Consider the following 22,469-nt stretch of genomic DNA (forward strand, 5'->3'; position numbering starts at 1 on the left):
ATATTTCCCCCGTTTCAAAGCTTGACGTCGACGAGCACGCCGATCAGGTTCGCGCGATAGTCTTCCGGTCCGCCGTCGGTATAGATGCGGCGACCGAACGCGCGCTCGGCGTCGAAACCGAAGTAGTGCCAGTCCTCAATGCGGCCGCGCTCGACGAGGTCGAACACGCGAACGGACCAGCGTTCGGACCACGCGTAGGTCGCGCCGACGGTGACGGAGTCGACGCGGTACTTGAGCGCCGGAAACGCGCCGTCGCGAATACCGCCGATGCTGTCGGCGAAGTACGCGAGCGCCGAGCCGGAGTTGAAGCGAAAGTCGGTGATGCCGCGCGCGTACAGCGCGTTCCACGCCGCGTCGAAGCGCCAGCGTCCGACACTGCGATCGAGCGTGAATCCGGCGTTGCGGTTGTGCTGGCGATCGGTGCTCCACCAGCGCGCGGAATCGGGATAGTTGGCGCCGCCGAGCGTCGGGTCGGGCGTCGTGTTGACGTCGCCGACGTTGGCGAGATCGAGCCGCGACATGTCGTAGCCGAAGTACGCGCTCGCGCGCGTGGCGGGCGAGGGCTGCCACTCCCACTGCAGCGTCGCGCCGAGCGTGTCGTAGCGCTGGCGGCCGATCTGCGCGTCGTAGTCGTTGCGGTCGCCGCGCACGGTCGCCGACAGCGTCATGTCGGCGGCGAGCGCGAGCGTCGCCATGACGTCGAACTTCGTTTCGTCGACGTCGGCGAGGTCGTACTTGCGCATCGCGTCGACCGTGAACGACGGCACGCCGTCGGGCGGCGGCACGAAGCCGGGCAGGCTGGTCGAGTAGGTGAAACCGTACGGATCGTAGACGTAGTCGTCGCCGCGACGCTTGAGCCACGTCGCGTTCGCGCGCAGCGTGACGCCGGCCAGCGCGCGGTTGATCCAGGTCAGCTTCACGCTCGACGTGTCGGCGCGTTCGCGCTCGCGGTTCGTCCGCTCGTCGCGCTTGAACGACGCCGTCGCGCCGAACGTATTGTGCTCGGACGCGCGGAAGTCGGCGCCGAGATTCGCACTCGTCGTCTCGCGGTCGAGCGGCAGATTGCGCACGCGCACGATCGCGGACGGCGACGTCAGCGGATTCCACGTGCCGACCGCGCCCGGCACGAGGCTGCCGGCCGCGCCGTTTTCGGTGATATAGCCGTAGTCGCCGGTCAGCGGGTTGTAGGCGAGATACGTGCCGCGATAGTCGTCGCGGTTGAACGTCGCACCGGCACGCAGCGTGAAGCGTTCGCCCGGTTGCAGCGTCGCGCGCGCGTCGACGCGGGTCGTGTCGATCGCAAGATCGGCGCGCGGTCGCGACAGTGCGGCCGGCGTATTCCACTGTGCGCACGAATACAGAAAGGGATTGTTCGGGCCGGGCACGCCGCTGCCGTCTCCGTCGATGCCGAACGTGCCGGTGCAGTCGATCGGCGCGATCAGCGCGTCGTTCTGGCGCATCTGTCCGGCCGACGCCGTCAGCGAAGCTTCGCCGTTCCACGGCAGCTTGCGCGTGAATGTCGCGCGCAGGTTGTGGTAGCCGTTGTCGGGCTCGGTGGCGAACTGCCCGCGCACGAGCGGCGGCGACGTCGCTCCCGGCACGATCGGCGTCAGCGCGAACGGGTTTTCGTACGTGTAGCGCGTATAGCGGTCGCGATAAAACGAACCGGCGTAGGCGAAATCCATGCGCCAGACCGGGCCTGCGTAGCGCAGCGCCGCGCCGAGGTTGATCGTGCGGTCGTCGATCGGTTTCGTCGTTTCGAACACCGCGGCGTTGTCGGGGAATGCGAAGCCGTAGTAGAACGCGCCGCCGAACGGCCGCGCGCCGTTGCGTTCCTCGTCGCTGAAGTTCGCGTGCACGGTCCACTGCGGCGACAGGAACATGTCGAAGCCGACGCCCTGCTTGCTGCGCGTGACCTTGAGCGTGCGTTCGGGCGTCGCGGCCGACGCCGCGGCGACCTGCTCGGTCGTGCTGCCGGCCGGCGACAGGTTCGCCGGCAAGGTCAGCGCGTTCGTGCCGACGCCGTTCCAGATCGGTTTGGCGTTGTGCGACAGCACGTTCGGCAGTTCGCGCAGGAACGCCTGCACCTTGTAGCTGCCGGCGCGGCCGAACGCGGCCTCGAAGAACGCGTCGTCCTCGCTCGTGCGGTTCGCGCGCACGTCGGCGTAGCTGCCGTCGGCCGCGCGGCGGGCCGACAGCTGCAACAGGCCCAGCACCAGTCCGCTGTCCCACGCGACGTAGCGGTTCCACAGCGCGTTGCCGTCGTCGCCGGAAGTGGACAAATATCCAAACTGCACATTGCCGTACCAGGCCCAGTCGCCGGCGTCGGTCAGGTCGGGCGGTTCGGCCGGACACAGGTACAGCATGCCGCCCGGCGAGCGGCGCTGGCCGGGCGAGAGCCACGACGTGCCGCGCGGGTCCGGCGTCGCGCTCGCGGCGCCGGCGGTCGGGTCGAGCTTGCTCGCGCGCCAGGTGTCGACGCCGGCGCCGGTGTCGGCCGCGGCGAAGAGCGGCGTGGCGAGGAGCGCCGTGGTCAACAGCGAGCGGCGCAGGGCAGGAACGTTGCGATGCATGGCGGTCCTCCGTGCGCTATTCGTGGAATTTCGGACCCGACGGCGCGTTCGAGCCGTGGATCTGGGCGTGGCACGTCAGGCACGCGCGCCCCATCAGTCGCTCGTCGGGATGACGGCCGTTGCCGAGCGAGTTCGGCGTCTGCAGTTCGTTCGGATGGCCGGTCTGCGCATGGCACTGCTGGCACAGGAACGGCACCGGCGCGACGAGCAGCGCATGCTGGTTCGAGCCGTGCGGCGTATGGCAGGTGAGGCAGTTGTCGCGCACCGGCGCGTGCTCGAACAGGAACGGCCCGCGCTTCTCGGCGTGGCACTGGTAGCAGGTTTCGTTGACCGTGTTCGTCTTGAGCAGCGGCTCGGTCAGCGAGCCGTGCGGATTGTGGCAGTCGACGCAGCTCATCTTGCCTTCGGGCAGCGGCATGTGCGAACGCCGGTCGAACTGCACCCGCACGTCCTTGTGGCATTGCGCGCACGTCTCGTCGATCGAGCGCCGCGCGAGCAGGCCGTCGCCGGAGAACTTCGCCATCGGGTTGTGGCAGTCGCTGCACGACAGCTCGTTGCGCTGATGGATCGAGCCGAGCCAGTGGTCGCGCGCGCCGCCGGCGTGGCAGGTGAGGCACGTCTTCGTCTGCACGGCGATCGGTGTGCCCGACGTGCGCGTGTAGCCGATGATCAGGCCGGCCTGCTGCGGATCGCGCGCGTGCGCCGAGCCGGGGCCGTGGCAGGTCTCGCAGACCGGTATCGACGGGTCGGCCTTCGACGCCGCATGCAGGCCGAGCGCGTGCAGCGTATGCGTGAAGTGCTCGCTTTCGAGCTGATGGCAGGCGATGCAGGTTTTTTCGCCGACCGGCGTCGCGCCGGGCGCGGCCGGATTGACGGCGACGGTCGCTCGGGCGAAGCCCGGGGCGGCGAGAAACCGGCTGGCGCCGGCCTGCGCGTCGTCGGCGGAGAGATTCGACGCGGGCAGGTCGCGCGCCGCGTCGGTCGCCGGCTGCGCGTTCGCGATGCCTGCCGCGAGCATCGCGCAGACGGCCGCCCGCCTCGCGCATCGCTGCGCGAACAATATCCATCGAACCATCGGCTAATGCTCCGTCGCAGGTGCTTGGCTAGGGGGCTCGCGTCGCAGCGGCCGTCGCCGGGCCGCAGGTCTTCAACGGCGGCGCAGACGTCGATGCTCGCACCGGTCTTGCTTTGTGTACGATTGAGCAATGCATACAAGGCACCGGCGTCCTGCTTCGGCTTGAGCGCGAGCAGCAGCGCGACCGCGCCGCTGACCTGCGCCGTCGCGAGCGAGCTGCCGGACGCGTAGTCGAAACTGCCGCCGGGTTCGAGCGTGAGGATGTCGCGGCCCGGCGCCGCGAGCGCCGGCGCGTCGGGCGCCGGGTCTTCGGTCGAACGCACGGCGATCACGCCGCGCGCGCCGACCGGAAAGCCGTCCATGCGCCGGTCCGGCGGTACCGCACCGATCACGATCGCGCCGCGCTCGACGGCGACGCCGACGAGTTCTTCGAGCAGCGCGTCGCGCGGCCCGCCGAGGCTCAGGTTGATGATGCGCGCGTCGGACGCGATCGCCGCGGCGAGCGCCAGCGCGAGCGTGTACGAATTGCAGCGCGCCGCGCTCGCGTTGGCCTCGACCGGCCAGCAGGCGCGATAGCCGTACAGCCGCGCGTCGGGCGCGACGCCGACGATGCCGAGACGGTTGTTCGCGACCGCGGAAATGACGCCGGCGACCTCGGTGCCGTGGCGTTCGGGCGCGATCGCGGCGTCCGGCGCGCCGACGAAGTTGCGCTGCGCGGCGACGCGGCCGGCGAGGTCGGGGTGGTTCGCGTCGAGTGCGGTGTCGATCACCGCGATGCTGACGCCGCCGCCGCGCGTCCAGCGCTGCGCCGACGCCGCCTCGATCGTCGAGAAGCCGTGCTGCAGCTGCAGGTACGGGTCGTTGTAGCCGGCCGGTTCCGGTGCGGCCGGCAAGGTCAGCGTGCGAAATTCGTTGAGCGGCTGCGCGATGCGCACGCGGCGGTCGCGGGCGAGGCGTTCGAGCATCGCGTCCGGCGCGTCGCCGTCGGCGAGCGCGAACACCATGCAGCGCAGGCGCAGCGGTTCGATCGACCACGCCGACACTTCGCGCAGACCGTATTCGGCCGACAGCCGTCGGGCCGTCGCCTTGCCGCGCGTGCCTCCGGCGTAGTCGGGCAGGCGGTCGTAGCCGCGCGGCGTGGCGCCGGCGGCCGGCGCCGGGTCGGACTTGTCGCCGACCGCGACGACGATCATGCGATCGGTGTCGCGCGCGTTCGGCCAGTCCGGCATCGGCGGCGTGCGTGCGAACGCGGCGCACGAGGCGCCCGCGAGCGCAAGCGCGGCGAGCGTGCGGCGCAGGCGCTCAGCGCGGCGCATGGGCGGCCCCCGCGGCCGGTTCGGCGAGCAGCACGCCTGGCGTTGCGCGCAGCCGCGCGACGATCGCGTCGACGTCGGCCGCCTCGTGCGTCGGCGCGACGCCGAGGATGGTCGCGTCCGCGTTCGCTTCCACGACGCGCAATTGCTGCGCGGCCAGCAGCTGCGACAGTTCCGTCAGCGACAGCTGCGGCGACGGCACCAGCCGGATCGCCGCCGCGCTCGCGGCCGGCGCGTTCGTGAGCGTGCGATAGCCGGCATCCGGCGCGCCCGCCTGCTTGAGCTGCGCGCCGCCGAGCAGCGCCAGGCCGATCGCCTGCACGACGACCGCGGCGGCGAGCCACTGCGGCCAGCGCGCGCGGGCCGGCGGCGCGGCGTCGGCCGACAGCGCCTGTTCTTCGGGCGTATCGATGCGCGCCAGCAGGCGCCGCAGCGACGGCTGCGCGTCGTGTTCGACGTCGCCGCCCGCGTTCATGCCCGCGTGAAACTGCATCTGCAGCGCGTATTCGTCGCGGCAGTCGGCGCAGTCGCGCAGGTGCCGTTCGACGTCCTGCCGTTCGTTCGGCGTCGCCGTGCCGTTGACGACCCAGGGGATCAGTTCCCAGGTTTCGCGGTGGGTGAGGGGCGTGGCTGGCGTCATGACGGCTGTTTCCGGGTGTCGATGGCCTGCGCGGCGTCGCCGCCGAGCGCGGGCAGGGTGTTGCGCAGGCGCAGTCGCGCATGAAACATGCGCGCTTTCACGGTGCCGGTCGCGCAATTCATGATCGCGGCGATCTCTTCGCACGACTGGCCGAGGTAGTAGGCGAGTTCCATCGTGGTGCGCTGCTCGGGCGGCAGCAGCGCCAGACCGCGGCGCACCCAGTCGGCGAGTTCGCGCGTTTCGCTCTCGCTCGATTCGGCGCCGCCGGGCAGCGCGTCGTCGGTGTCGATGTCGGCCGCTTCGGGCACCGGGGCGTGGCTGCGCAGCGACTTCAGCATGCAGCGGTAGGCGATGCCGATGATCCACGTGCCGACCTTCGAATCGCCGCGGAACTCGCCCGCCTTGCGCCAGACGATCCAGAACGTGTCGTTGATCACTTCGTCGATCAGGTCGCGCCGGGCCGTGTGTCGCGCGATGAACCGCGCGAGCGGCGCGTGATGGCGCAGGTACAGGCGTTCGAACGCCGCGCGGTCTCCGTGTGCGACGGCGCGCAGCGCGTCGCGCTCGAACGCGTCGGCATCGGTGCGGGTGTCGGCGATGTCGGTGGTAGATTTCATCAATCGGCGTCGAGTATCCATCGCGTGCGGGCGTTGTCGCGTGAAACACTCCCGCCGTTTGCGGGGTGAAGGGAGCGTGGAACCGGGCCGGGGGACCGGGTTTCATGCGGTGAGTGCCGCCAGCGCGCCGAAAGGTTGTCGCTTTTGAGAAGCCGCCGCAAATCGAAGCGGCGCCAACGGTGTAAGTTCGTCCGACGACAGGCAGACAAGGCAGTCCATGGCAGGCAATACCCACCGCTCGCGGCGTTGCGGACTCGGCTTTGCGCTCGTTCTGGCAACGAGCGGAACGGCCGCCGCGCAAGGCTTCGGCGGCGCGCTCGGCTACGGCAACGACAACGTCTACCGCGGCGTGAGCCTGACGCAGGGCAGTTCGGCGTGGCTCGCCGATCTGCACTACGACTTCGGCAACGGCTGGGTCGCCGGCGTCGGCGCGAGTTCGGAACGGCCGCGGTTCCAGGAAGCCGGCGCGCAGTTCCAGTGGTACGCCGACCGGCGCTGGCAGATCGACGACGACTGGTCCGCGAAAGTCGGCGTCGTGCACTACGACTCGCCGTCGAACTTCTGGCGCAAGGAGCTCGACTACAACGATCTCACCGCCGCGATCGGCTGGCGCGGACGCTGGCGGCTCTCGGTGGCGCTGTCGCCCGACACGCCGGGCGTGTTCCGCTATCCCGACAAGACGCGCATCGGCTATGCCGCGACGGTGGAGCTCGGCTACACGCAGCCGCTCGTCGATCGGCTCTCGCTCAATGCCGGACTCGGCTACTACGACCTGCACGAGGTCGCCGACCTCGGCTACGCCTACGGCAGCATCGGCCTGAGCTACGGCATCGGCGACTTCAACGTCTATACGTCCGCCATCTGGGCCGATGCGGACGCGCGCCGCTACTACATGGGCTCGGAAACGCGCACGCGCTGGGTCACCACCGTCGTGTGGAGCTTCTAGCCGCGCAACCTTCCCGCACGCAGGCCGCACTCACGCGGTACGACGTCCGCTTCCGGCGGGTGCTCGTTCGTATCGCTGCCGGCAGTCGCCGGTCGCGGGGTTGCAGCGTGCGTCAAGGAGGTTTCATGAAAGGCATATTGAAGCAATGGCTCGTCGGCGTGCTCCTGCTCGCCGCCGGCTCGGTCGCGACCGCGGCCAACCACACGGTGCGGGTCGGCGGCGGCGGCCTGACGTTCACGCCGTCGACGCTCACGATCCAGCGCGGAGACACGGTCACATTTTCCAATGCCGGCGGATTCCACAATGTGGTCGCCGACAGCGGCGCGTTCCGCTGCGCGGCCGGCTGCGACGGCGCGGGCGGCAACGGCAATCTCAGTTCGGCGGGCTGGAGCGCGACGGTCGCGTTCAACACCGCCGGCACGTTCGGCTACTTCTGCGACGCGCACGGCGCGCCCGGCAGCGGCATGGCCGGCACGATCATCGTGCAGGGCGGCGATCCGCCGTTCACGATCACGCCGGCGATCACCGGCAACTGGTACGACCCGGCGCAGAACGGCCACGGCTTCCAGTTCGAGATGATCACGCCGACGCTCGTCACGGCGTTCTGGTTCACGTTCGACAACGCCGGCAACCCGGCATGGCTCGTCGGCACCGGCACGATCGACGGCGGCACGATCGTCATGCAGGTCAACCGTTCGAGCGGCGGCCGCTTCCCGCCGAACTTCAACCCGGCGTCGATCGTCAACAACCCGTGGGGCACGTGGACGTTCACGATCACCGGCTGCAACGCGGGCAAGGTCGACTGGACGACGACCGACCCCGCGTTCACCGCGACCGGCACGATGACGCTGACGCGGCTGACGCAGATTCAGGGCATGTCCTGCCCGTAGCCACGGGTCGATTCGAGCGCCGCACCGACGAGGCCGCCGCGAGGCGGCCTCGTCATGTCGCATCGTGGAAAATGATGCCGAGCGTATGCCGCGACCCCGCGCGCACGCGACTGACGCCGTGGCGCAGATTCACGCGATACGTTCCGCGCGCGCCGCGCACCGGGCGGTGATGCACCGCGAACACCACGGCGTCGCCCTGCGCCAGCGGCACGACATCGGCGCGCGACTGCATGCGCGGACGCTGCTCGGTCAGCACGAATTCGCCGCCGTCGAAGTCGCGCCCCGGCTGCGACAACAGGATCGCCACCTGCAGCGGAAACACGTGTTCGCCGTACAGATCCTGGTGCAGGCAGTTGTAGTCGCCCGCGCCGTAGCGCAGCAGGAGCGGCGTCGGACGCGTCTGCCCGGCCGCGCGGCAGCGTTCGGCGAACGTGTCGTGCGTCGCCGGATACCGCGCGTCCACGCCCATCGCTTCGTTCCATCGGTTCGCGATCGGCGCGAGCCGCGGATAGATCTCGCGGCGCAGCGTGGCGATCGGTTCGGGCAGCGGGTAGGCGTAGTAGCGGTACTCGCCGCGGCCGAAGCCGTGCCGGGCCATGACGACGCGGCTGCGAAACCGCGCGTCGTCGTCGTAGCCGGCCGCGATCGCGGCGCAGGCGTCCGGCGGCAGCAGGCGTTCGACATGCGCGTGGCCGTGCGCGTCGAGGTCGGCCGCGATGCGCGGCCAGTCGAGTTCGGAAAGGTTCATGCGGCAAGGCTAGGGCCGAGAACGTCGCGCGACACTCCGGATCTTGCGCTCGCGCGGCACCGGCCCGCCGCAGCCGCGCCACGGTCGCGCGATGCGCACTTGCGTCGCGGGCGCCGCCGCGGTTAGCTGCGCGCGTCGCCGCCGCGGAGCCTTCGCCGTGCTGATCGACCTGCACGATCCGTTGTTTCGCCAGGCCGTCGCCGCGATCGACGACGGCGACGTCGCGGCGCTGTCGGCGCTCGTCGCCGCGCACCCGTCGCTGCTGTCGATGCGTGCCGACACGGGCGAGGGGTATTTCGCGCGGCCGTACCTCGTGTGGTTCGTCGCCGGCAATCCGGTGCGGCGCGAACGCCTCGCGCCGAACGTCGCCGACGTCGCGCAGCTGTTGCTCGACGCGCTTGCCGAACACGCCGTCGTCGACCGGCAGGCGCAGATCGATACCGCGCTGGCGCTCGTCGCCTCGGGCCGCGTCGCGCGCGAAAGCGGCGTTCAGATCGCGCTGATCGACCGTTTCGCCGACGCCGGCGCGAACGTCGACGCCGCGGTGCTGCCCGCCATCGCGCATCGCGAGATCGACGCCGTGCGACGCCTGGCCGAACGTGGCGCCGCATCGAGTCTGGCGATCGACGCCGCACTCGCCGCACCCGATGCGCTCGCCGCGCGCCTGCCGGGCGCGAGCGCCGACGAGCGCCGGCAGGCCTTGACCGTGGCAGCGCTGTACGGCCGTGCCGAGGTGCTCGCGGTGCTCGTCGCGGCCGGCGCCGACGTCGATGCCTACAGCCCGGCAAACCTGCACTCGCACGCTACCGCGCTGCATCACGCGGTCGATGCCGGTTCTCTGGATGCCGTCATGACGCTCGTCTACGCCGGCGCGTCGCTCGACGTGCGCGACCGCGTACACGGCGCGACGCCGCTGGAATGGGCGCGCTATCTCGGTCGCGACGCGATCGCGTACTGGCTCGAAGACCGGGCGGCTCAGGCGCCCTGAGCGTTCCCGAAGAACACGCCGACCGGGCGGATCTCGTAGCCGCCGACGCCGCGATTGGCTGCGGCGAGACGGCGCGCGATGTCGGCCGCCTCGTCGCTCGTTTCGCAGTCGACGATGTAGAAGCCGAGCAGCTGCTCCTTCGTTTCGGCGAACGGACCGTCGACGAGCAGCAGGTTGTCGCTCTTGCGGACCGTCTTCGCGGTGCGCGTGGGCTGCAGTCGCGCGACGGGTCCGAGCTTGCCTTGCTTGGCGAGTTCCTGCTGCACGGCGCCCAGGCGCGCCATGACTTCGGCGTCTTCTTCGGCGGTCCAGTTGTCGGTGATGTTCTCGTCGTTGTAGCAAAGAATCGCGTACAGCATCGGCCGCTCCGTCTCGATGACAAGATGCGGAGTATGCACGCGACGCGCGGCGATGCGCCCGCGCGTCGCGCGAAAGGCTCGCTACGGCGTCGCGGCGACCGCCGCCGCCGCGTCGACGATGCCGGCGCCGCAGCCGCCCGTGCAGGTGCCCGGCAGCGCTCGCGCCGTGCTCTTGAGCAGCGCCTCGACGGCCGCCGGCGTCAGCGGCGTCGTCGCGGCCGACTGGATCAGCGCGACCACGCCCGCGACGTGCGGCGACGCCATCGACGTGCCGCTGTAGATCGCGTAGCCCTGCGCGCCGGGCGTCGTCGTGCCCGCGTTGAGCGTCGAGAGGATCGATTCGCCGGGCGCCGATACGTCGATGCCCGCGCCGAAATTCGAGAAGCTCGCGCGGTTGCCGGTGCGCGTCGTCGCGGCGACGGCGACGACGTTCGCGCAGTTCGCCGGGCGGAATCCCGACACGTTCGCGTTGCTGTTGCCCGCCGCGATCACCACGGTCGTGCCGCGCCCGACCGCGCCGTTGATCGCGTTCTGGAACGCCGCGTCGCAGGCGCCCGACGCGCCGAGGCTCAAGTTGATCACCTCGGCCGGATTGGCGTTCGCGGGTACGCCCGCGACCGTGCCGCCCGACGCCCAGATCATCGCGTCGACGACGTCCGACAGCGCGCCGCCGCATTTGCCGAGCACGCGCGCCGGCACGATCTTCGCGCCGTGCGCGACGCCGGCGACGCCCGCCGCGTTGTTCGTCACCGCGGCGATCGTGCCGGCCACGTGCGTGCCGTGCCAGCTCGAGTTGCGGCTGCCGAAGAGATCGCCGGCGCACTGCAGGATGCCGTACCAGTCGCCTTCGTCGGCCGGATTCGCGTCGCGGCCGTTGCCGTCGCGCGCGGTCGACGCGCTCGTGATGAAGTCGTAGCCCGGCAGCACCTGCGCGTTGAGTTCGGTGTGGTTCGTGATGCCGGTGTCGATCACGCCGACGACGACGCCCGCACCGGTGCTGTCGTCCCATGCGGCCGGCGCGGCGATGCCTCCGGTCGCCTCGAAATAGTTCCATTGTTCCGGATAGCGCGTGTCGTTCGGGTTCAGCACCGCCGTGACGATCGCGTCGGCCTGCACGTATTCGACGTTCGGATTGCGCGCGAGCGCGGCCATGAATTCGGCGGCTTCCTTCGGCCCGAGGCCGCGCGAGACTCCGACGAGGTCGGCGCCTATGCCCAGGCGCCGCACGTGCGCGGCGCTCACGCCGCGGCGCAGCGCCGCGTCGTCGAGCGCGAAGCGTCGCGAATCGGCATTCGCGAACTCGGCCGACTCGTCGCGGAATTTCACGATGAAACGGTCGTGCGCGCTGCCGGCGACGAGATCGTCGACGTAGACACGGGCGGGTTGCCGGTCGCCGGTCGCGCTCGCCGCGCCGCACAGCGCGATGCCGACGGCGAACGCGAGCACGCGCAGCCGCATCGTAGAGTTCATGGCACGCATCGGAATCCTCCTGTTCTTAAGGTGACAGGAGCGGGCACGACCGTTCGCGCCCGCTTCGGGACGCACGCACCGCGCGGGCGCCGCCCGCGTCGTTGCGCATCGTTTCGTCATGCGTTGCCGCGTTTTCCGGCCCCGTTTCGCCGTGCCCCCGAGCACGGCAAAGAGGAAAACGCTGATTTTTTTACATTAATTGCGAAGACGTCAACGCGACGTCAAGCCCGCCGGCGCGGGCGACGTCCGGCATCTTCAGCGCCGCGGGGCGGACTTCTTCGTCGCGGCCTTTTTCGCGGTCGATTTGCCGGCCGACGACCTCTTCGCAGTCGGCCTCTTCGCAGTCGATTTCCTCGCGGCCGTCTTCTTCGCGGCCGTCTTCTTCGCCGGCGACTTGCGCGCCGCGCTCTTCTTCGTGGCTGTCTTCTTCGTGGATGCCTTCTTCGCAGCCGTCTTTTTCGCAGCGGTTTTGCTCGCGCTGCGCTTCTTCGCCGCGGGTCGCTTCGCCTTCGGGCCGGGCTTCGCGCCGCCGTCCTCCTTGTTCACGGTCGCCCATGCGCGCCGCTGCGCCTCGTCCTTGGACACACCGCGCTCCTCGTAGCTCTCCTCGATGTGCTCGACCTTGCGCTTCTGCTTGCCCGAGTAGGCCGACTTGTCTCCGCGTGGCATCTTGCCTCCTCAACCGGCCTTGCGCCGGCGCGTAGTCTTGGTGGGGGATTTCTTCTTCGCGGCGCCGCGCGCCGGTTTCTTCTTCGCCGCGGGCTTGCCGCCGCCCGCCGCCGCCGTGCGTTTGCCGGTCGAAAGGCTTTTTTCCAGCAGCGACATGAAGTCGACGACGTTCGTCGCCGGTTCCGCTTCGGCCGGCTTCGCGGCACGTTCGCGCGGTTTCCTGCCGCCGGATTTCTTCACGCTCGCCTCGACGATCCTGCGCAGCTTCGCGCGGAAATCGTCGCGGTAGTCGGCGGGCTTGAAGTCGACGCTCATCGACTCGACGAGCTTGCCGGCCATGTCGACCTCGCGCGCGGTGACGCGATGCGCGGTCGACGTGCCTTTCGGCAGCGCGTAGTCGTCGACGTCGACGAGCTCCTGCGGAAATCGCATCAGCAGCACGACGAGCGCGTCGTCATGCGGCTTGACCATCGCGAGGTATTGCCGCGTGCGGATCACCAGCCGCGCGATGCCGGCCTTGCCGGTTTTCTTGAGCGTCTCGCGCAGCAGCACGTAGCCTTTCTCGGCGCGCTTGCCCGGCACGAGCACGTAGGGCTTTTCGAAATAGCGCGGATCGACCGCCTCGGCGTCGACGAACGCTTCGACGTCGATCGTCTCGGTCGATTCCGGCGCGGCCGCCTTGAGGTCCTTCTCGTCGACGACCGCGTAGCTCCCCTTGGCGTATTCGTAGGCCTTCACGACCTCTTTCCACGGTACTTCCTCGCCGGTTTCCGAATTCACGCGCTCGTAGCGGATCGGATCCTTCGTGCGCCGGTCGAGCAGGCGAAAATGCAGGTCGACCGAACGTTCGCCGGGCATGAGCTGCACCGGCACCTGCAACAGGCCGAACGACAGCGTTCCATTCCAGATCGGGCGTGCCATGGGATTTTCCGTCAGGCGGGGCAATCCGAAGACGCAAGACGAATGCCAGCGCGAATCCGGAGTGCTGCGGCCTTCGCCGGCGCCGCGCTCGTGCAGTTTGCGCCGCGCCGGACCACCGACGTGCAACTTGCGCGGCACGGACTCGGACGAGACCCCGCGCATCGCCAGTACGGGTCGAGTACAAAAATAAACGGCTCGTGGCATGCCGCTTGCTGCCTCTGACGGGCGAATGAGGGGAGTCGCGCCCGATCATCCGAGGAGACGCACATGCACCATCGCCACAAAGACCCGAACGCGCGCGACCGCGGGATGCAGCGCCGAAACGACGAGACGCGCAACCGAGACGAGCGCTACGATTTCGGTGACGAGAACCGCGGCGAGCCGTACTACAACGAACCCGACGGCGGCCGCTTCGGCGAACCGCGCGGTCGCGGCTCATCCGAAGACATTGAGCGCGGCGCGGGCTACGGCGCGCGCTATCCGTCGAGCGCGCGCGAGATGCGCGAGGGCGACTGGAATCGTCCCGAATACGGCGCGTTCGGCCACTTCGGCGAATATCGCGGCGGCGGACGCTGGACCGCCTCGCCGGACCTGCCGCGTCATCTGCAGCCTGCCGGGCCGATGGCCGGCACCGACGTCAGCCATCGGCGCGGCGCGTACTACTACGGCCCGCGCAGCGACGAGGATCGTCGCGGCGACTACCGCAACCGTGACGAGGACGCGCGCTACGATCCCTACGGCCGCGACCTCGGCGCGAACTGGACGCGCGCCGCGCCGTACCCCGGCTACGCCGAAACGCAGGGCCACAGCGTGCACGGCGCGGAGAGCTACCGCGGACGCGGGCCGAAGGGCTACGCGCGCGCCGACGCGCGCATCCAGGAGGACGTTTGCGAGCGGCTGACCGACGACGAGCGCGTCGACGCCGGCGACATCGTCGTCGCAACGAAGAACGGCGTCGTCACGCTCGACGGCACGGTGCCGCAGCGGTGGATGAAACATCGCGCCGAAGACGTCGTCGAAAGCTGCGGCGGCGTCAAGGATGTCGTCAACCGCCTGAGCGTGCGGCGCGGCGATCCGGCGCACGGTGCGCCGTCGCCGGCCGGCGAAGACGTCGTCAAGAAGCACTGATTCCGACGCGGACGGCGGCATGCCGCCGTCCGGCCTCGGTCGAGGAGGTCACCATGTTTCGTCTTCCACTCGTAACTTTTGTCATTCTCTCGTTCGCGGCGACCGCGCCTGCCGTCGCGCAGCAACAGGCGCCGCCGCCGTCGCACCAGGCCGTCGAGCTCGAGACCATCGACGCCGTCGACGAAAACTTCCTGCATCGCGCGGCCGTTGGCGGCCTTGCCGAGATGAGTCTCGGCCGTCTCGCCGCGAGCCACGCGACGCAGACCGACATCAAGAAATTCGGCGCGACGCTCTCGAACGAGCGAGGCAAGCTCAACGACCGCCTGCTCGAACTCGCGGCGCAGGAAGGCTGGGAGCTGCCGGACGACATCGACGCCGACCATCGCGCGAAGATCGACGCGGTCGCGAACAAGGACGGTCTGGAATTCAACGCCGTGTTCGCCGACGTCGTCGTCGAATCTGCGCGCACGGCGGTCGCGCTGTTTCGCGAAACCGCGCAGGAGAGCCGCGCGCCGGCCGTGCGCGAATTCGCGCGCGAAGCGCTGCCGATGCTCGAGCGCCATCTGCGCATGGCGCAGGCGCTCAAGCAGGAAGTGGCGGGGCGTTGATCTCGTTGCGCCGCCGGTTCGCGCGAACCGGCGGCGGCTTCTTCAGAGAGATTCGTCGAACTCGAGCGCCGCATCGCGCTCGCGCGCGAGTTCGACGGCGAGCGCGCGGACCGCGTCGAGCGCTCCGGCGCTGACGACGAGTTCGATCTGATGCACGCCCGGGCCTTCGTCGTCCGGCAGGCCGGCCGAGCTCGAATCGTCGTCGTCCATGTGCGGCATCAGGTCGCCGACTTCCTCGACGCGTTCGACGCCGCCGAGCGATCCGAGCCGGTTGATGAGTTCGGCCGCGACGTCGTCGGTGCCGGTCAGTTGCAGGCGCAGGCGCATCACGGCGTCTCCACTTCGAATGCCTGGCGCAGCAGGGCTTCGACGACCCGCTCGGGATCGGCCTGCGCGAACGCTTCGAGCGCGGGGGGCGCGTCGCCGGGCGGCGGCCCGGGCGTCGGCAGCGGCGGCGTCTGTCCCGGCGGCTGCGGCGGCGGGTCGCCCGGCGTCACCGGGCGCGGGGTGGCTTCATGCGGGGTCATTCAGCGCTCCTTGTTCAACGGGCTTTGCGAACGCAGCCATTCTTCCTTTGACAGCTTGCCATCGCGATCGCTGTCGTACCGGTCGAATTCGTTCGCCGCCGCGGGGTCGTTCACCGAAAACTCCACGCGCGTGAGGAATCCGTCGCGGTTCGTGTCGAGCGCGTCGAACGTATTGACCGGGCGTTGGGCGCGTTCGCTTTCAACCGGCTGCGGCGGCATCGGCTTCAAAGGGTCCTGGGCGGGCGGCGGCATGCGGTTGTCGGGCGGATCGGCCGGATGCAGCGGCTGCGCGAACGCCGCGAACGCGGCGAAGGCGAGGGCGGCGTACAACGTGGACTTGTTCATGGCGGACCTCCTCTGCGCGGGCGAAGTGCGCGGCCCGCATTCCGTACGACGCAAGCCGCATGCCACGCGCCGCGCCGCCGCGCAGGCGCGAGCGGCGGCGCGTTTTATGCAGACTGCCCGAACCGGAAGCGGCCTCGTGCGATATGCCCCGGTGCCGCCGTGCGTGTCGCCGCGATCGCGCGATCCGCGCATCGGCATGGTTGTGGCATCACTCGCCGCAGGAAGAAACGAGGAGGCCGTGCATGGCGCTCAAGGAATACCGGCGCAAACGCGATTTCGGGCAGACGCCGGAGCCGGCGAAGGGCGGCAGGCGCGGCGGCGGGCTGTTCGTCGTGCAACTGCATCACGCGTCCCGGCGGCACTACGACTTCCGCCTCGAACTCGACGGCGTGCTCAAGAGCTGGGCGGTGCCGAAAGGCCCGAGCTTCGATCCGTCGGTCAAGCGGCTCGCGGTCGAAGTCGAGGATCATCCGATCTCGTACGCCGGTTTCGAAGGCGACATTCCCGAAGGCCACTACGGTGCGGGCCATGTCGACGTCTACGACACCGGCACGTGGAAACCCGAGAACGGCGCGCGCGCAGGATTCGAAAAAGGCGAACTGAAGTTTTCGCTGCACGGCGACGTGCTGCGCGGTTCGTGGGTGCTCGTGCGCACGCGCAAGGTGGGCAGGCAGCAGCAATGGCTGCTGATCAAGCACGACGACGAATATGCCGGCAAGCGCGAGGCCGACGACTACGTCGATGCGAAGACCGACCGCCCGCTGCCGAAGACGCGGCGGCGGCGCGTGTGGAAGACGACGGAAAAACCCCCAGCGGCCCGGAAAACCGCGACGAAGAAAGCGCCCGCGAAAAAGACCGCCAAGCGCAGCGCGCGCGAACGCGCGTCGCCGCCGGTGCGATCGAAAAAGGAAAAGATCGACAACGCGCCTTTTGCGCCGGAGCTCTGCGCCGTCCGCGATGCGCCGCCGGCCGGCGACGGCTGGCTGCACGAAGTCAAATGGGACGGCTACCGCCTGCTCGCGACCGTCGTCGGCGGCAAGGCGAGGCTATGGTCGCGCAATGCGATCGAGTGGACCGCGAAGGTGCCCGAACTCGCCGAGGCGATCGCCTCGCTCGGGTTTCGCGACGCGCAGATCGACGGCGAGATGGTGGTGATCGCCGGCGGCGCCGTCGATTTCAACGCGCTGCAGGGGCGGTTGTCGGCGCAGAACAAGGTGCCGGTGACGTACATGCTGTTCGACCTGCCGCACGCGGACGGCCGCACGCTGCGCGACGTGCCGCTGCTCGAGCGCAAGGCGCTGCTCGCCGAACGGATCGCGTCGCGACCGCATGCGGCGCTGCGCTATTCGGAGCATCACGTCGGCGACGGCGCGACCGTGTTCGCGCAGATCGTCGACGGCGGCTACGAAGGCATCGTGTCCAAGCGCGTCGACAGCGGCTATTCGGGCCGACGCGGCGGCGACTGGGTCAAGGTCAAGCGCCGCGCGTCGGACGAATTCGCCGTCGTCGGCTTCACCGCGCCGAAGCGCGCGCGCGTGGGGTTCGGCGCGCTGCTGCTCGGACGCCCCGCGCGCGGCGGCGGGTTCGAATATGCCGGACGCGTCGGCACCGGCTTCGACGACGCGCTGCTGCGGCAACTGCATCGCGCGCTCGCGCGCGATGTCGTCGGCGAACCGCCGGTCGTCGACGTGTCGATGCTCGAACCGCGCGAACGCCGCGAATCGACGTGGGTGCGCCCGAAACTCGTCGTCGAGGTGTTCCACCAGGGCACCGGCGGGCAAGGCTTGCTGCGCCAGCCGGCGTTCAAGGCATTGCGGCGCGACAAGTCGCCGGCCGATCTGCGCGGCCGAGCCGCCGTGCGCAAGGAGAAAGCGATGACCGATGTCGTGCTGACGCATCCCGAACGCGTGGCGTACCCGAAGCTGCGCAAGACGAAACAGGACGTGGCCGACTACTACCGCGCGGTCGCGCCGCAGATCCTGCGCGAGATCGCCGGACGGCCGCTGTCGGTCGTGCGCTGTCCCGACGGCATCGCGCACGAATGCTTCTTCCAGAAGCATCTCGGACGCGGGTGGGGCGACCACGTGTACGGCACGCCGATCGCCGAGAAGAACGGCACGAAGGACTATCTGCGCATCGACGACGAGGCGGGCCTCGTCGAACTCGTGCAGATGAACGTGCTCGAATTCCATCCGTGGGGCGCGCGCGCCGACGATCCCGACCATGCCGACCGGCTCGTGTTCGACCTCGATCCGGCCGCCGGCGTCGCCTGGCCGCGCGTCGTCAAGGCCGCGCGCGACGTGCGCCGCGCGCTCGATGCGATCGGCCTTTCGGGCTACCTGCGCACGTCGGGCGGCAAGGGCCTGCACGTCGTCGTGCCGCTCAAGCCGGCCGAACCGTGGGATGCGGTGAAGGCGTTCGCGCGCGCGTTCGCCGAAACGCTCGCGGCGAACGCGCCCGACGACTACGTCGCGGTCGCGGGCGAAGCCCGGCGCAAGGGCCGCATCTTCATCGACTGGTTGCGCAACGGGCGCGGCGCGACGAGCGTCGCGTCGTACTCGCTGCGTGCGCGCGACGCCGCCGGCGTCGCGATGCCGCTGTCGTGGGCAAGCCTGGGCAAGCTCGCGAGCGGCGCCGACTACACGATCGACAACGCCGCGGCGTTCGTGCGCCGGCGCAAGCGCGATCCGTGGAACGACATCGACGACGTGCGGCAGTCGCTGCCGCGCGAGGATGTCACCCGGCCGGCCAGAACCGCAGCGCGAGGTCGATCACGCGGTTGAGTTCCTTGAGCGTCGCGCCGCCTTTGGCGTGCACGGCCATGCCCTGGTTCACCGTCTGCAGATAGCGCGCGAGGTCTTCGGGCGTCGTGTCGGGCGGCAGGTCGCCTTCGGCCTTGGCGCGCTTCAGGCGCTGGCACAGCAGCGCCTCGTTGCCTTCGCGGCGGCGCACGAGCTCGAGCCGCACCGATTCGGCGCCGGCCGAGCAGGCGATCGCGCCGTTGATGCCCATGCAGCCGGGGTGTTCGCGCTCGACCAGCACTTTCGCGTTGCGGCGCAGGAACTCCTCGACCGCCGTGCGCGCGCCGGGTTTGGCCAGCGCACAGGCCACGCTCGCGAGCCAGCGCTCCTGGTAGCGGTCGAGCGCCTTGAAGAACAGCGCTTCCTTGTTGCCGAAAGCGGCGTAGAGGCCGGGTGCGGCGACGCCGGTCGCGGCCGTGATGTCGGCGATCGACGTGCCTTCGAAACCCTGGCGCCAGAACAGGTCGAGCGCGGCATCGAGCACTTCGTCGGGGTCGTACTGGCGGTGTCGGCCCATGGGCGTAGTCCTTTGGTAACGGTCATTATGAAATGCTTGAAGGTTTCTGGCAATTTCAGTAACGTTTGTTATGGTAACGATCGTTACTTTAATGGACTGCCAATGAACGCCACTCTCGAACCGCCGCTCGCGCAACCCGCCGTCGACACTTCCGCGTCGACGCGCTCGTGGGCCTCCGTGCTGACGATCGCCGCCGGCACGTTTCTGCTCGTCACCACCGAATTCATGCCGATCGGCCTGCTCGGCCAGATCGCGAACGGCCTGCACATCTCCGACGGCGTCGCGGGCCTCGCCGTCACCGTGCCCGGCGTGGTCGCGGCGATCGCGGCGCCGCTCCTGACCATCGGCGCGGGCCGGCTCGACCGGCGCATCGTGCTCGCGCTGCTGTCGGCGGCGATCATCGTGTCGAACCTCGTCGCGGCATTCGCGCCGAATCTCGCCGTGCTGCTCGCCGGGCGCGTGCTGCTCGGCCTCGCGGTCGCCGGTTTCTGGACGTTCGCGATCGCCGCAGGCCGGCGACTCGTGCCCGAGTCGCTCGGTGCGCGCGCCACGGCCATCATTTCCGCGGGCGTTTCGATCGGCACCGTGCTCGGCGTGCCGGCCGGCGCGCTCGTCGGCAATTTCGCCGGCTGGCGCTCGGCGTTCGTCATGACCGCGATCGCCGGCGCGGTCGTGCTCGTCGCGCAGCTCGCGCTGCTGCCGTCGCTGCCGGTGAAGGAGCGCGTGAGCGCCGGGCAGATGCTCGCCTTGTTCAACGTTCCCAAAGCGCGCATCGGCCTGATCGCCACGCTGTTCATCGCGGCCGGCCATTTCACCGCGTACACGTATCTCGAGCCGTTCCTGCGCGCCGTGCCGAATGCCGGCGCCGCGACGACGACGGCGGTGCTCCTCGTCTACGGCATCGCCGGTCTCGCCGGCACGTTTCTCGCCGAGCGGCTGATCGCGACCGGCCTGCGCCGCGCCTTCGTCGCCGCCACGCTGCTCGTCGGCGCGTCGATCCTCGCCGCCGCCGCGCTCGGCACGCACGGCGCCTGGGCGTACGTGTTCGTCGCGCTGTGGGGCCTCGCGTTCGGCGCGATTCCGGTCGTCATTCCGGTGTGGATGTACGAAGCGGCGCCCGACGCGTACGAGAGCGGTTCGGCGATCGTCGTCACGGCGTTCCAGACCTCGCTCGCGTCGGGCGCGTTCGTCGGCGGCCTGCTCGTCGATACGAGCGGCATCGGCGGCGCATTCGCGCTCGGCGGCGCGCTCGCGTTGACCACCGCGTTCGTCGTCGGCGCGTTCGGCGGTGCGCGTGCGGCGGGGCCGAAGCTCGCCGAGTGCGACGCGGCGTGAATCTCGCGGACTCCGGCGCCGCCTTGCGGCGCCGGTGCCGTCACGCGGGCGCGAGCGGTCGACCGAACGGCCCGTGCAGCTGCAGATCGGGCTGCGCACCGTAGAATCGCGCGATCTCGCCCCACGCGCGCTGATTGAGTTCGAGCACGAACACGAACCGCCGCAGCACGCGCGCCTGGCGTTCGGGGCCGAGCGCGGCGACGTACGCGTTGTCGCCCCAGAAGGCGAGCGTCGCGCGCGCGACGAGTTCGGTCTGGCGCAGCCGGGACGCAACGCGGACTCGGGCAGCGGCGCCGTCGCGTAGCGCGCGGCATCGTCGCTCCCGGCCGTCGCGAGCGCGCAGCCGACGAGCCACAACTGGGCGGCGAGGTCGTGCGGATCGTAGACGCCGGCCGTTTCGCACGGCGCCGCATCGGCGTCGTCGCAGGCCAGCCGCGCGACGGTTCCGCGCGCAGCGTCGGCGGCTACAAGCAGTCGGGGCTCGGCCGCGAATGGGGGCGGTTCGGCCTCGAGGCGTTTCTCGAAGCGAAGGCGGTGTTCGGCGCGTAGCGCGTGCCACAATCGCGCGACGTTCGTGGACGGACCAACGCGCATGACGACCCGCACCTTCGACTTCCCCGGCGCCGGCGGCTACGTGCTGTCCGGTCGCCTCGAACTGCCCGATCCGCCCGTGCGCGGCTGGGCGCTGATCGCGCACTGCTTCACCTGCGGCAAGGACGGCCTCGCCGCCGCGCGCATCGCGCGGGCGCTCGCGCGCGGCGGCATCGGGGTGCTGCGCTTCGATTTCGCGGGTCTCGGCACGAGCGGCGGTTCGTTCGCCGACGCGACGTTCGGCGCCGACGTGCGCGATCTCGTCGCCGCGGCGGAGGCGATGAGCGCGGCCGGCATGCCGCCGTCGCTCTTGATCGGCCACAGTCTCGGCGGCGCCGCGGCGCTCGCCGCGGCCGGCGACATCGACGGCATCGCCGCCGTCGTGACGATCGCCGCGCCGTTCGACGTGACGCAGGTGCTCGGGCAGTTCAGCCCGGGCTCGCTCGAACGCATCGCCGCCGACGGCGAGGCCGAGGTGCTGCTCGCCGACCGGCCTTTCGTCGTGAGGCAGACGTTCGTCGACGACCTTGCCAAGCATGACCTCGGCGTGCGCATCGCCGCGTTGCGAAGGCCGCTGCTGATCCTGCACGCGCCGCTCGACGCCACGGTCGACATCGACAACGCCACGCGCATCTTCGTCGCGGCGAAACACCCGAAAAGCTTCGTCTCGCTCGACGACGCCGATCATCTGCTCACGCGCCGGAACGATGTGGACTTTGCGGCAAAAGTCATCACTGCGTGGTCGTCGCGCTACCTGCCGGCCGTGCCGGAAACGCGCGAAGCGGGGCAGGAAGGCGACGTCGTCGCCGAAGAAACGCGCGCCGGCAAATACCAGGTGGCGATTCGTGCCGGCGGCATCCGGTTTCTCGCCGACGAACCGGCGAGCGTCGGTGGCCTCGGCTCCGGGCCGACGCCGTACGACCTCGTCGCCGCGGGTCTCGCCGCGTGCACCACGATGACCCTGCGCATGTACGCCGAGCACAAGGGACTGCCGGTCGAGCGCATCCGCACGGCCGTCGGGCACCAGAAGCAGAAGGACCAGCCGACACCGGATCTCTTCACGCGCACGATCGCCGTCGACGGCGATCTCGACGCCGCGCAGCGCGCGCGGCTCGTCGATATCGCGAACCGCTGTCCGGTGCATCGCACGCTCGAAGGCGGCGCACGCGTCGAAACCTCGCTCGGCGAACCGCCGGCCGCGGCCGAACCGGTCGAGATGCACGCGCGGCGCATGGGCGAGGCGGTCGAGGAGGAGTGAACGCTCCGGCGCGGCGAGCGCCGCGCCGGTCGACGGCGAGCCGGCCGGCGAAGTCGGCGGTGTCGCTCGTCGCGATATCGACGACGCAGCTGCTTTCCGCATGGGGCGGCAGCTCGATGAGCTCGGCTGCGTATATAAATAATGCGAGTC

At 70.1% G+C, this 22,469-nt stretch carries 24 protein-coding genes; 9 read left to right on the top strand and 15 right to left on the bottom strand.

Features of this window, described 5'->3' with window-relative positions; genetic code table 11:
- Positions 1-14 precede the first annotated feature (14 nt).
- The 5 genes from OD750_RS18155 to OD750_RS18175 are packed head-to-tail and all read right to left on the bottom strand — an operon-like array spanning position 15 to position 6,218.
- Positions 15-2,573 (bottom strand): MtrB/PioB family outer membrane beta-barrel protein, encoded by a 2,559-nt coding sequence (locus OD750_RS18155; protein ID WP_263544033.1) that lies wholly within the window; start codon positions 2,571-2,573, stop codon positions 15-17.
- A gap of 16 nt (positions 2,574-2,589) precedes the next feature.
- The gene (locus tag OD750_RS18160) at positions 2,590-3,357 is read right to left on the bottom strand and encodes a DmsE family decaheme c-type cytochrome (RefSeq protein ID WP_272842059.1); all 768 of its coding nucleotides are present in this window, start codon (positions 3,355-3,357) and stop codon (positions 2,590-2,592) included.
- Positions 3,243-4,964, bottom strand: a complete 1,722-nt coding sequence (locus OD750_RS18165) for a S8 family peptidase (protein WP_272842033.1) — start codon at positions 4,962-4,964, stop codon at positions 3,243-3,245. The genes OD750_RS18160 and OD750_RS18165 overlap by 115 nt, the downstream gene beginning before the upstream one ends.
- Complete coding sequence (locus OD750_RS18170; protein WP_263544037.1) at positions 4,951-5,601, bottom strand: anti-sigma factor family protein; 651 nt, start codon at positions 5,599-5,601, stop codon at positions 4,951-4,953. Before OD750_RS18170 ends, OD750_RS18165 begins: the two co-directional genes overlap by 14 nt.
- Positions 5,598-6,218: an RNA polymerase sigma factor gene (locus OD750_RS18175; protein WP_263544038.1), complete on the bottom strand. Its 621-nt coding sequence runs from the start codon at positions 6,216-6,218 to the stop codon at positions 5,598-5,600. The genes OD750_RS18170 and OD750_RS18175 overlap by 4 nt, the downstream gene beginning before the upstream one ends.
- Before the next feature lie 217 nt (positions 6,219-6,435).
- On the opposite strand from OD750_RS18175, the gene OD750_RS18180 reads away from it, so the two are divergent.
- Positions 6,436-7,164 carry a TorF family putative porin gene (locus OD750_RS18180; RefSeq protein ID WP_263544039.1) on the top strand — a complete coding sequence of 243 codons (729 nt, stop codon included), beginning with the start codon at positions 6,436-6,438 and terminating at the stop codon, positions 7,162-7,164.
- Between the two features lie 125 nt (positions 7,165-7,289).
- Positions 7,290-8,054, top strand: coding sequence for a plastocyanin/azurin family copper-binding protein (locus tag OD750_RS18185; RefSeq protein ID WP_263544040.1), 765 nt, complete (start codon positions 7,290-7,292; stop codon positions 8,052-8,054).
- A gap of 52 nt (positions 8,055-8,106) precedes the next feature.
- On the opposite strand, the gene OD750_RS18190 is transcribed toward OD750_RS18185, so the two are convergent.
- On the bottom strand, positions 8,107-8,802 hold the full coding sequence (locus OD750_RS18190; protein WP_263544041.1) for a 2OG-Fe(II) oxygenase: 696 nt from the start codon (positions 8,800-8,802) through the stop codon (positions 8,107-8,109).
- A gap of 157 nt (positions 8,803-8,959) precedes the next feature.
- Between OD750_RS18190 and OD750_RS18195 the strand changes: the two genes are divergently transcribed.
- A complete protein-coding gene (locus tag OD750_RS18195; protein WP_263544042.1) occupies positions 8,960-9,790 on the top strand; it encodes an ankyrin repeat domain-containing protein in 831 nt (276 codons plus the stop codon).
- On the opposite strand, the gene OD750_RS18200 is transcribed toward OD750_RS18195, so the two are convergent.
- The 4 genes from OD750_RS18200 to ku all read right to left on the bottom strand — a co-directional run bounded on the left by OD750_RS18200 (position 9,778) and on the right by ku (position 13,209).
- A complete protein-coding gene (locus OD750_RS18200; RefSeq protein ID WP_263544043.1) occupies positions 9,778-10,149 on the bottom strand; it encodes a YciI family protein in 372 nt (123 codons plus the stop codon). The two genes, OD750_RS18195 and OD750_RS18200, sit on opposite strands and share 13 nt — an antisense overlap.
- Before the next feature lie 81 nt (positions 10,150-10,230).
- Entirely contained in the window at positions 10,231-11,628 is a 1,398-nt protein-coding gene (locus tag OD750_RS18205) for a S8 family peptidase (RefSeq protein WP_263544044.1), read from the bottom strand.
- Positions 11,629-11,874: 246 nt separating this feature from the next.
- Positions 11,875-12,288 (bottom strand): histone H1-like repetitive region-containing protein, encoded by a 414-nt coding sequence (locus OD750_RS18210; RefSeq protein ID WP_263544045.1) that lies wholly within the window; start codon positions 12,286-12,288, stop codon positions 11,875-11,877.
- 9 nt (positions 12,289-12,297) lie between these two features.
- On the bottom strand, positions 12,298-13,209 hold the full coding sequence (gene ku, locus OD750_RS18215) for a non-homologous end joining protein Ku (RefSeq protein ID WP_263544046.1): 912 nt from the start codon (positions 13,207-13,209) through the stop codon (positions 12,298-12,300).
- 267 nt (positions 13,210-13,476) lie between these two features.
- Between ku and OD750_RS18220 the strand changes: the two genes are divergently transcribed.
- Together OD750_RS18220 and OD750_RS18225 are read left to right on the top strand one after the other, a co-directional pair.
- Complete coding sequence (locus tag OD750_RS18220) at positions 13,477-14,337, top strand: BON domain-containing protein (RefSeq protein WP_263544047.1); 861 nt, start codon at positions 13,477-13,479, stop codon at positions 14,335-14,337.
- A 53-nt stretch (positions 14,338-14,390) separates the two neighbouring features.
- Positions 14,391-14,945 carry a DUF4142 domain-containing protein gene (locus OD750_RS18225; protein ID WP_263544048.1) on the top strand — a complete coding sequence of 185 codons (555 nt, stop codon included), beginning with the start codon at positions 14,391-14,393 and terminating at the stop codon, positions 14,943-14,945.
- Between the two features lie 42 nt (positions 14,946-14,987).
- Here the strand turns inward: OD750_RS18225 and OD750_RS18230 are convergent, their stop codons facing one another.
- The 3 genes from OD750_RS18230 to OD750_RS18240 are packed head-to-tail and all read right to left on the bottom strand — an operon-like array spanning position 14,988 to position 15,817.
- Complete coding sequence (locus OD750_RS18230) at positions 14,988-15,272, bottom strand: hypothetical protein (RefSeq protein ID WP_425508239.1); 285 nt, start codon at positions 15,270-15,272, stop codon at positions 14,988-14,990.
- On the bottom strand, positions 15,272-15,472 hold the full coding sequence (locus OD750_RS18235) for a hypothetical protein (RefSeq protein ID WP_263544050.1): 201 nt from the start codon (positions 15,470-15,472) through the stop codon (positions 15,272-15,274). Before OD750_RS18235 ends, OD750_RS18230 begins: the two co-directional genes overlap by 1 nt.
- A complete protein-coding gene (locus OD750_RS18240) occupies positions 15,473-15,817 on the bottom strand; it encodes an EF-hand domain-containing protein (protein ID WP_263544051.1) in 345 nt (114 codons plus the stop codon). It lies immediately after the preceding gene.
- Positions 15,818-16,059: 242 nt separating this feature from the next.
- Between OD750_RS18240 and ligD the strand changes: the two genes are divergently transcribed.
- A complete protein-coding gene (gene ligD, locus OD750_RS18245; RefSeq protein ID WP_263544052.1) occupies positions 16,060-18,600 on the top strand; it encodes a DNA ligase D in 2,541 nt (846 codons plus the stop codon).
- Here the strand turns inward: ligD and OD750_RS18250 are convergent.
- On the bottom strand, positions 18,554-19,135 hold the full coding sequence (locus tag OD750_RS18250) for a TetR/AcrR family transcriptional regulator (protein WP_263544053.1): 582 nt from the start codon (positions 19,133-19,135) through the stop codon (positions 18,554-18,556). The genes ligD and OD750_RS18250 overlap by 47 nt on opposite strands.
- 102 nt (positions 19,136-19,237) lie before the next feature.
- On the opposite strand from OD750_RS18250, the gene OD750_RS18255 reads away from it, so the two are divergent.
- Complete coding sequence (locus tag OD750_RS18255; RefSeq protein ID WP_263544054.1) at positions 19,238-20,470, top strand: MFS transporter; 1,233 nt, start codon at positions 19,238-19,240, stop codon at positions 20,468-20,470.
- Positions 20,471-20,510: 40 nt separating this feature from the next.
- Here OD750_RS18255 and OD750_RS18260 read toward each other — a convergent pair whose 3' ends face one another.
- Complete coding sequence (locus OD750_RS18260) at positions 20,511-20,825, bottom strand: hypothetical protein (protein ID WP_263544055.1); 315 nt, start codon at positions 20,823-20,825, stop codon at positions 20,511-20,513.
- Positions 20,826-20,842: 17 nt separating this feature from the next.
- On the opposite strand from OD750_RS18260, the gene OD750_RS18265 reads away from it, so the two are divergent.
- Together OD750_RS18265 and OD750_RS18270 are read left to right on the top strand one after the other, a co-directional pair.
- Entirely contained in the window at positions 20,843-21,019 is a 177-nt protein-coding gene (locus OD750_RS18265) for a hypothetical protein (protein WP_263544056.1), read from the top strand.
- Between the two features lie 43 nt (positions 21,020-21,062).
- Entirely contained in the window at positions 21,063-22,319 is a 1,257-nt protein-coding gene (locus tag OD750_RS18270; protein ID WP_263544057.1) for a bifunctional alpha/beta hydrolase/OsmC family protein, read from the top strand.
- The last annotated feature ends 150 nt before the right edge of the window (positions 22,320-22,469 follow it).

It is taken from the genome of Tahibacter soli (assembly GCF_025717065.2).
In the GTDB taxonomy this organism is placed as follows: Bacteria; Pseudomonadota; Gammaproteobacteria; order Xanthomonadales; family Rhodanobacteraceae; genus Tahibacter; species Tahibacter soli.

Bases quoted from the DNA above. Each gene is read 5' to 3' on its own strand.
- OD750_RS18155 (WP_263544033.1), bottom strand. From the start codon at position 2,573: ATGCATCGCAACGTTCCTGCCCTGCGCCGCTCGCTGTTGACCACGGCG.
- OD750_RS18165 (WP_272842033.1), bottom strand. From the start codon at position 4,964: ATGCGCCGCGCTGAGCGCCTGCGCCGCACGCTCGCCGCGCTTGCGCTC.
- OD750_RS18170 (WP_263544037.1), bottom strand. From the start codon at position 5,601: ATGACGCCAGCCACGCCCCTCACCCACCGCGAAACCTGGGAACTGATC.
- OD750_RS18175 (WP_263544038.1), bottom strand. From the start codon at position 6,218: ATGAAATCTACCACCGACATCGCCGACACCCGCACCGATGCCGACGCG.
- OD750_RS18180 (WP_263544039.1), top strand. From the start codon at position 6,436: ATGGCAGGCAATACCCACCGCTCGCGGCGTTGCGGACTCGGCTTTGCG.
- OD750_RS18185 (WP_263544040.1), top strand. From the start codon at position 7,290: ATGAAAGGCATATTGAAGCAATGGCTCGTCGGCGTGCTCCTGCTCGCC.
- OD750_RS18190 (WP_263544041.1), bottom strand. From the start codon at position 8,802: ATGAACCTTTCCGAACTCGACTGGCCGCGCATCGCGGCCGACCTCGAC.
- OD750_RS18200 (WP_263544043.1), bottom strand. From the start codon at position 10,149: ATGCTGTACGCGATTCTTTGCTACAACGACGAGAACATCACCGACAAC.
- OD750_RS18205 (WP_263544044.1), bottom strand. From the start codon at position 11,628: ATGCGTGCCATGAACTCTACGATGCGGCTGCGCGTGCTCGCGTTCGCC.
- OD750_RS18210 (WP_263544045.1), bottom strand. From the start codon at position 12,288: ATGCCACGCGGAGACAAGTCGGCCTACTCGGGCAAGCAGAAGCGCAAG.
- ku (WP_263544046.1), bottom strand. From the start codon at position 13,209: ATGGCACGCCCGATCTGGAATGGAACGCTGTCGTTCGGCCTGTTGCAG.
- OD750_RS18220 (WP_263544047.1), top strand. From the start codon at position 13,477: ATGCACCATCGCCACAAAGACCCGAACGCGCGCGACCGCGGGATGCAG.
- OD750_RS18225 (WP_263544048.1), top strand. From the start codon at position 14,391: ATGTTTCGTCTTCCACTCGTAACTTTTGTCATTCTCTCGTTCGCGGCG.
- OD750_RS18230 (WP_425508239.1), bottom strand. From the start codon at position 15,272: ATGCGCCTGCGCCTGCAACTGACCGGCACCGACGACGTCGCGGCCGAA.
- OD750_RS18235 (WP_263544050.1), bottom strand. From the start codon at position 15,472: ATGACCCCGCATGAAGCCACCCCGCGCCCGGTGACGCCGGGCGACCCG.
- OD750_RS18240 (WP_263544051.1), bottom strand. From the start codon at position 15,817: ATGAACAAGTCCACGTTGTACGCCGCCCTCGCCTTCGCCGCGTTCGCG.
- ligD (WP_263544052.1), top strand. From the start codon at position 16,060: ATGGCGCTCAAGGAATACCGGCGCAAACGCGATTTCGGGCAGACGCCG.
- OD750_RS18250 (WP_263544053.1), bottom strand. From the start codon at position 19,135: ATGGGCCGACACCGCCAGTACGACCCCGACGAAGTGCTCGATGCCGCG.
- OD750_RS18255 (WP_263544054.1), top strand. From the start codon at position 19,238: ATGAACGCCACTCTCGAACCGCCGCTCGCGCAACCCGCCGTCGACACT.
- OD750_RS18270 (WP_263544057.1), top strand. From the start codon at position 21,063: ATGACGACCCGCACCTTCGACTTCCCCGGCGCCGGCGGCTACGTGCTG.